The sequence below is a fragment of the Yersinia sp. 2542 StPb PI genome, from assembly GCF_048593855.1.
In the GTDB taxonomy this organism is placed as follows: Bacteria; Pseudomonadota; Gammaproteobacteria; order Enterobacterales; family Enterobacteriaceae; genus Yersinia; species Yersinia enterocolitica_E.
The window spans coordinates 1-6,701 of the sequence record NZ_JAZGQA010000220.1 but is presented as its reverse complement, the minus strand read 5'-3'; the positions used below and the strand labels follow the sequence as shown (position 1 = coordinate 6,701).

Genomic DNA, 6,701 nt, shown 5'->3' with positions numbered 1-6,701 from the left:
GTTACGTTAGCGAATAAATGACTAAAGAAGCAGGAAAAAATCCGCGCTGAGGTGAGCGCGGAATGGGGCATCGTGGAGGTAAATGGTAGGGCAGAAAACCCGCTTAGAAATGGCCTGAGTCCCGCCGCCAGGCATCGGCGGTTAAAGCTTCACCAAAGTGGCTGGAAATCAGCCGCTTAGTCAGATCGTGCAGCGGGGATGCCAGCACCTCGGCCGTGCTACCACGCTCCACCACTTCCCCTTCATGCATCACAATCACCTGATCGCTGATATGTTTCATCATGCCTAAGTGCTGGGTGACATAAATATAAGATATGCCATGTTTTTCCTGTAATTCCAGCATCAGATTAATAATCTGTGAGCGCATGGACATATCCAAAGACGCCAGTGCTTCATCGGCAACAATCACTTTAGGTTGCAGGATAAGTGCCCGTGCCAGTGCGATACGCTGCTTCTGGCCGGACGCCAACATATGCGGATAATAGTTAGCGTGATCGGGCAGTAATCCCACTTGCCGCAAGGTCTGATAGATTCGTTGCTCACGAGCCACCGCGTCTAAATCAGTGTTCAATTTCAGTGGCGCATCCAACAACTGGCCGATGCGCTGACGCGGGTTAAGTGAGGTGCTCGGATCCTGAAAAATCATACGGATACGTTGGCTGCGGTAAGCATAATCACCGTAGGACAGGCGATGATCGTCAATCAGCAATTCACCATCAGTTGGTTCAATCATGCCCGACAGCATTTTTGCCAAGGTGGATTTACCGGAACCGTTCTCACCAATCACCGCCAGGGTCTGGCCTTCGCGTAAAGTAAAACTGACCGATTTGACCGCTTCCACATGCTGACGACGAAATAGCCCGGTGCGGTAGCGGAAGGTTTTGCTCAGATTACGGACTTCGAGCAGAGTCTCTGCCATTATTGCTCCTCCAGATTTAAGGGGAAGTGGCAGGCAAAGGCGTGGTTTTTTACCAGCCGCAAGCGCGGTGTTTCAATACAGGTTTTTTGCGCATAAGGGCAGCGAGGCCCAAGGCGACAACCAACGGGCAAATGCTCCAGTGATGGAATAGCCCCAGGCAAGGTATTTAAGCGACTTTTATGTGGCAGGGAGCGGCCAAAATCGGGCATGGCACGGATCAGCGCCTGAGTATAAGGGTGGTGGGGCGCGGCCAGCAGGTCTTCGCAAACGGCACTTTCCACAGTTTGGCCACAATACAGCACGTTAACCCGATTCGCCCATTTACTCATCATCTGCAAGTCATGGCTTATCAGCAAAATAGTGGTGTTGTTATTCTGATTAAGTCGCGCCAGCAGACGGAAAATTTGTGCCTGAGTGGTGGGTTCCATGGCATTGGTGGGTTCATCGGCGATAAGCAGCCGAGGTTGATTAGCCAGTGCAATGGCAATCATCACCTTTTGGCATTCACCTTCAGTCAGCTCATAGGGATAACTGCGCATAATATCTGTGTGATCTTTAATCCCTACACGGTGCAGCAGCTCAATTGCCCGCCGTTTGCGCCAATGAAAACGTTGCCACCAGCGACCTTTATAGGTCCAGCCCGGTATCGCTTGTATCAATTGCCGACCAATATTTTCTGAGGGATCCAGACAGGATTGCGGTTCCTGAAAAATCATCGAGATATTATGGCCGATCACCTTGCGTCGTTCGCGTGGGGTCAATTGCAATAGATCGATATCGTCAAAACGAAAACGGTCAGCGGTAATGCGCCAGTTATCTTTACTGACCCCACAGATAGCTTTGGCGATTAAACTCTTACCGGAACCGGATTCACCCACCAGGCCACGGACTTCACCCTCAGTCAGGGTAATACTGATGCGATCAACCGCTTTGACCATCCCTTCAGAGGTCATAAATTCAATGGTGAGGTTACGAATATCAAGTAACGGCATTATTCCACCCCCGCATTAATTGCCCGGCGCATACCGTCACCCAACAGGTTAACGAGCAGTACGCTGACTAAAATCGCGCCACCCGGCAACATCACGGTCCACGGGGCGACATAGACTAAATCAAGTGAGTCCCCCAGCATCGCCCCCCATTCCGGTGAGGGCAATTGCGCGCCTAAATCCAAAAAGCCCAACGCAGCAATATCCAAAATTGCCATTGATAGTGCCCGGGTAAATTCAGTGACCAAAACAGCGGCAATATTGGGGAAAATAGCATAAGCCAGAATATGAGGGGTGGAAGCCCCGTCCAAACGGGCGGCAATAACATACTCTTTATCTAACTCATCATGTACGGCGCTATAAATGGTTCGCACCATTCGGGGTAGCAGTGCCAGCCAAACCGCGAACATGGCATGTTCTAAACTCGGCCCGACAAAAGCGACCACAATGATGGCCAGCAGCAGCGACGGAATAGAGAGCAGGGTATCCAGCACATGATTAAGAATAGCGGAGCGAAAGCCGTGAGTGATACCGGCAAATACACCAAGGATCACGCCACACAGCGCCGCAGCCAGTGTGACTAACAGTGCCGAGCCATAAGTCGATGCGGTTCCCGCCAATAATCGGCTTAAAATATCGCGGCCGAGATCATCAGTGCCAAGGAAGAACGAAACGTTACCATAGCGCGACCAAGAAGGCGGGAGCAGTTGGTAGCCCAAAAACTGTTGGTCAAGGGCATAGGGTGCCAGTGTATTGCCCAACACACAAAGCACCAAGAGGGCGAGTACGCCGTAGAAGCCCACCATTGCCAAGGCATCGCCATAGAAAAGCCGCCAGGTATACAGCAACGGGCTGGGCATTTTCTTCTCACGGTAGACATTATCGAAGGGCATACCATTCCTTATGCTTTAGCGGCGTCATCATTGCACCCAGAATATCTGACAGGACGTTAATGACGATAACCAACGACCCGACCACCATTACCCCCGCAGAAATGGCGGCGTAATCCTGCTGGCGAATGGCGTTTATCAACCAACGGCCCAATCCCGGCCAGTTAAACACCACTTCGGTTATCATCGCTAATGTCAGCATGGTGGAAAACTGTAACCCCAGTTTTGGAATGATGGGCGGCAATGCATTATGTAGCACATGGCGGCGAATAATGGTAAAGCGTGATAGGCCGCGAGTGGCGGCGGCTTTAATGTAGTTTTGCCCGATAACATCATCGGTACTGGTGCGCATCAGGCGAATGACTTCGGTCGTTGGGGCCACCGCCAGTGCCGTGATGGGCAGGATCATATGCTGCACAGCACTGAGCATCATCTCTTTGCGATACGGCGAAGGTGATAGCCATGCATCGACCAGAGCCAAACCAGTGACCGGTTTCACTTGATATAACAGGTCAAACCGGCCAGAAACCGGCAGCCAACCTAAATGCAGTGAAAAGAACAACATCAACAGCAGCGCCAACCAGAATACAGGAATTGAGAAACCAAGTAATGCGACAGAACTGATGGCGATATCAGCCCATTTCCCGCGCATCACACCGGCAATAATCCCCAGCGGAATACCAACAAATAGAGCCAGGGTAAAGGCCAGCACACATAATTCCATAGTGGCGGGGAAGGCTTCACGCAATTGCTCGCTAATAGGTTGACCATTGATGCTAGAAACCCCGAAGTCCCACTGAAACAGGCTACTGAAATAGAAGCGGTAAGCATCCATTAAGGATGCGCCATTTAACGGCGCATGAGGGGTAAAGTAGCTCAGGCTAAAACTGACCAGTGACAACATAAACAACGTTATCACTAATAGTAATAAGCGGCGTAAGGTGAAGATAATCATGGTTTTTTGCCCTCATTGCTCTCACGGAACACGCCAGCAAAAGAAGAATTGCCAAACGGGCTTAATACCAAACCTTTAATATCATAACGGTATGCCTGTAACCGTAATGAAGATGCTAATGGCAACAGTGGCAATTGTTGCTCCAAAATACGCTGAGCTTGCTGATAATATTCAATACGCGCGGATAATTGCTGGGAACGTAATGCTTTTTGCAGCAATTCATCAAACGCCGGATCACACCAATGAGCATAGTTTGTTTGCGAACGAATTGCCGCACAGCTTAATAGCGGGCGGAAGAAACTGTCCGGGTCATTACTGTCTGTCGACCACCCCGTCAGCGTCAGGTCGTGATTCATCTCCATCAGCCGCGCCTCTTGGAATCGGCCTTCGACCGGCACGATATTGACCGTAATCCCCACCTGAGCCAAATCAGCCTGAATCAGTTCCGCCGTCTTTAATGGGCTGGGATTATAAGATTGCGAGGCGGTCGGCACCCATAGATTGAGTTGTAAATTAGTCAATCCAAGCTGTTTTAGAATCTCTTTAGCTTTTTCTGGGTTATATTCGGTTACCTGGGCCTGATTGTCGTATGCCCATGATGCACGAGGTAAAATAGACGCCGCGGTCTCAGCGGTACCGTAATAGATTGACTGCATTAATCGCTGGTTGTTAATCGATAATGCGATCGCCTGCCGCACCCGCTGATCGTTGAGTGGTGGCTTACGGGTATTGAATGCCAAATAAGCTACGTTCATCCCCGGGCGCAGTGTCAGGCGCAGGCGAGGGTCATCTCGTAAAATGGATAATTGGCTGGCCGCAGGATAGGCCAACACATCACACTCGCCGGTCAGTAGTTTGGATAAGCGGCCAGTACCACCCGCACCCAGATCGATAACCACCTGCGGCATGCGCGGTAAACCTTTCCAATAATCACTGTTACGGAACAGACGAATGTATTGCCCGGAGCGATATTCGTTCAACAAGAAGGGACCGGTCCCCACAGGCTCACGATCGATCTGCTCTTGTCGGCCTTTTTGGGTCAACACGTCGGCGTACTCGGCAGAGAGTACTGGTGCATAATGGGTAGCCAGATGCCAAAGGAAGGAGGCATCTGGAGCCTTCAGCTTAAATTCAACCGTATAATCATCCAGTTTTTTGACACTTTGCACTGCGTCGGCAAATTGTAAACTGTCGAAGTAAGGGTACTCGCCACCATTGACATTGTGGTAGGGGTGTTGTGAGTCAAATACCCGCTGAAAGCTGAATATCACATCATCTGCGTTCATCATCCGGGTTGGGGTAAACCAATCGGTGGTCTGGAAGGGGACGTCTTTACGTAAATGAAAACGATACGTCGCGCCGTTATCCAACACTTGCCAACTTTCAGCTAATTCAGGGATTAAACGGTAGGTATACGGGTCAACGTCCAGCAGGCGGTCGTAAAGTTGTGCTGCCAGGGTATCGATGGTCAATCCGCTACTGGCCATCTGCGGATTAAAGGTATTGAGTATCCCGCTGACACAATAGACGAAGCCACGTTGGCGGATATCCGGCAGCGGTTGAGCAGGTTGAGGGGCCGGGGCGGGTTGCGCCAGCGCTGGTGTCGCAAGGCAAGACAACGACAGCAAGCAAATAAGTAAAGCACGCATAAACGCTTCGCAGTAAGTAAGCAATACTCTTAGTGTACCGTAATCTGACACTCCCCCCAATCCATTGAGTAAAACAACTGCACTGTCTGCTGGTTGTTGCAGCAATCGAGGTGAATAAACAGCAAATTGTTGTTTATACGCGAGGATGTAGTGAGAGCAATGGGGGGCAGCGGCGGTGTTCGATGCTGTAATTGAGTATAATTCCATCATAATCAGTGCGGAAATGAGAAAAATTCTCAACAAAGTGTTTGCAAGTGCTATTGATAACCATTATCATCATTTTGCTCTTCGAGATAAGGCCAGTAGCTTCTGGTTTTAGACAGGAAAGCACGACATTGCTCACATTGCTTCCAGTGTTTTTTAAGCCAGCTCGGGTGCTGGCTTTTTTTTTGCCTGCCGCTATTAATTTCCTTTCATATATTATGGGTATCGATGCCCGATTAAACGTTTCATTTTAAGTTATATTTATCATTTATGTGACCAGATTTTTTGAGCTATAACATCAATAGGCCAATTGCTATAGTCATGCATGGATGAATTAATAATACATTACATCTGTATATATTGCTGAGGCTATTATGATAAAATTCAGCGTGATAATTTCACTTTTAATTTTTAGTGTGATTAATATCAATGGATGGGCTAAACCACCGGATATTGTTTGGCGTGTGGATACCCGCGACTATCAAGAAATATTCAGTCAGGGTTTTTACTCTTTAGGTGATAATGATATTGTACTAGAACACCTTAGTGGCAGCAGTTGCCGTGGTGACCATATTACATCAGCGGATAGTGCATTTATTTCTATCACAGCAGATAAAGGGTTTACTTATTATTATTTAGAGCGAGTGTTGAAAAAAATACCAACGACAAAGGGCAGAGATGTATTGGATTATATTTATCAGATAAGAGCTGATAGTAATATGTATAGCGCAGATTATACATTGGATTTTTTATTACGACTGGGGCCGAGTGGTATGCAACAGAAACTTCACCGTATTTTTCGTTATTCACCGTTCTTATCGGAATGGATGGCGCATAGAAGAATTTTAGCAGAACAAATTATGTCAGCAGCTTCATACCTGTTGCGTCAGGGCAAAGTTATAGCTAATGAATTTATACCCAACCCTTTATATCGGCAAACACGTTCGAGCGCCAGTGCGAATCCTTATCATAATGCTTTTATTGTGCCTCCAGTTTTGAATATTATGCGAACCTAGATGCCCAGGATTGGAATTCGGCCGATGGTCAGGGCGTGTTTTGGCAATATGGGGTCAATAAACCTTAAGTGGGATATAG

At 48.4% G+C, this 6,701-nt stretch carries 5 protein-coding genes and 1 pseudogene; 1 reads left to right on the top strand and 5 read right to left on the bottom strand.

The window, feature by feature from the left end:
• Positions 1-103 precede the first annotated feature (103 nt).
• The 5 genes from sapF to sapA are packed head-to-tail and all read right to left on the bottom strand — an operon-like array spanning position 104 to position 5,402.
• Positions 104-919 carry a putrescine export ABC transporter ATP-binding protein SapF gene (gene sapF, locus V1952_RS18955; protein ID WP_032906086.1) on the bottom strand — a complete coding sequence of 272 codons (816 nt, stop codon included), beginning with the start codon at positions 917-919 and terminating at the stop codon, positions 104-106.
• The gene (sapD, locus tag V1952_RS18950) at positions 919-1,911 is read right to left on the bottom strand and encodes a putrescine export ABC transporter ATP-binding protein SapD (RefSeq protein WP_372559098.1); all 993 of its coding nucleotides are present in this window, start codon (positions 1,909-1,911) and stop codon (positions 919-921) included. The genes sapF and sapD overlap by 1 nt, the downstream gene beginning before the upstream one ends.
• A complete protein-coding gene (sapC, locus tag V1952_RS18945; RefSeq protein WP_372559097.1) occupies positions 1,911-2,801 on the bottom strand; it encodes a putrescine export ABC transporter permease SapC in 891 nt (296 codons plus the stop codon). The genes sapD and sapC overlap by 1 nt, the downstream gene beginning before the upstream one ends.
• Positions 2,788-3,753 (bottom strand): putrescine export ABC transporter permease SapB, encoded by a 966-nt coding sequence (gene sapB / locus V1952_RS18940; RefSeq protein WP_372559096.1) that lies wholly within the window; start codon positions 3,751-3,753, stop codon positions 2,788-2,790. Before sapB ends, sapC begins: the two co-directional genes overlap by 14 nt.
• A complete protein-coding gene (sapA, locus tag V1952_RS18935) occupies positions 3,750-5,402 on the bottom strand; it encodes an ABC transporter substrate-binding protein SapA (RefSeq protein WP_420075315.1) in 1,653 nt (550 codons plus the stop codon). Before sapA ends, sapB begins: the two co-directional genes overlap by 4 nt.
• Positions 5,403-5,980: 578 nt before the next feature.
• On the opposite strand from sapA, the pseudogene ytxA reads away from it, so the two are divergent.
• Positions 5,981-6,701: pseudogene (gene ytxA / locus V1952_RS18930) on the top strand (putative AB5 enterotoxin ADP-ribosylating subunit YtxA); the annotation flags it as partial.

Bases quoted from the DNA above. Each gene is read 5' to 3' on its own strand.
- sapA (WP_420075315.1), bottom strand. From the start codon at position 5,402: ATGCGTGCTTTACTTATTTGCTTGCTGTCGTTGTCTTGCCTTGCGACA.
- sapB (WP_372559096.1), bottom strand. From the start codon at position 3,753: ATGATTATCTTCACCTTACGCCGCTTATTACTATTAGTGATAACGTTG.
- sapD (WP_372559098.1), bottom strand. From the start codon at position 1,911: ATGCCGTTACTTGATATTCGTAACCTCACCATTGAATTTATGACCTCT.
- sapF (WP_032906086.1), bottom strand. From the start codon at position 919: ATGGCAGAGACTCTGCTCGAAGTCCGTAATCTGAGCAAAACCTTCCGC.
- sapC (WP_372559097.1), bottom strand. From the start codon at position 2,801: ATGCCCTTCGATAATGTCTACCGTGAGAAGAAAATGCCCAGCCCGTTG.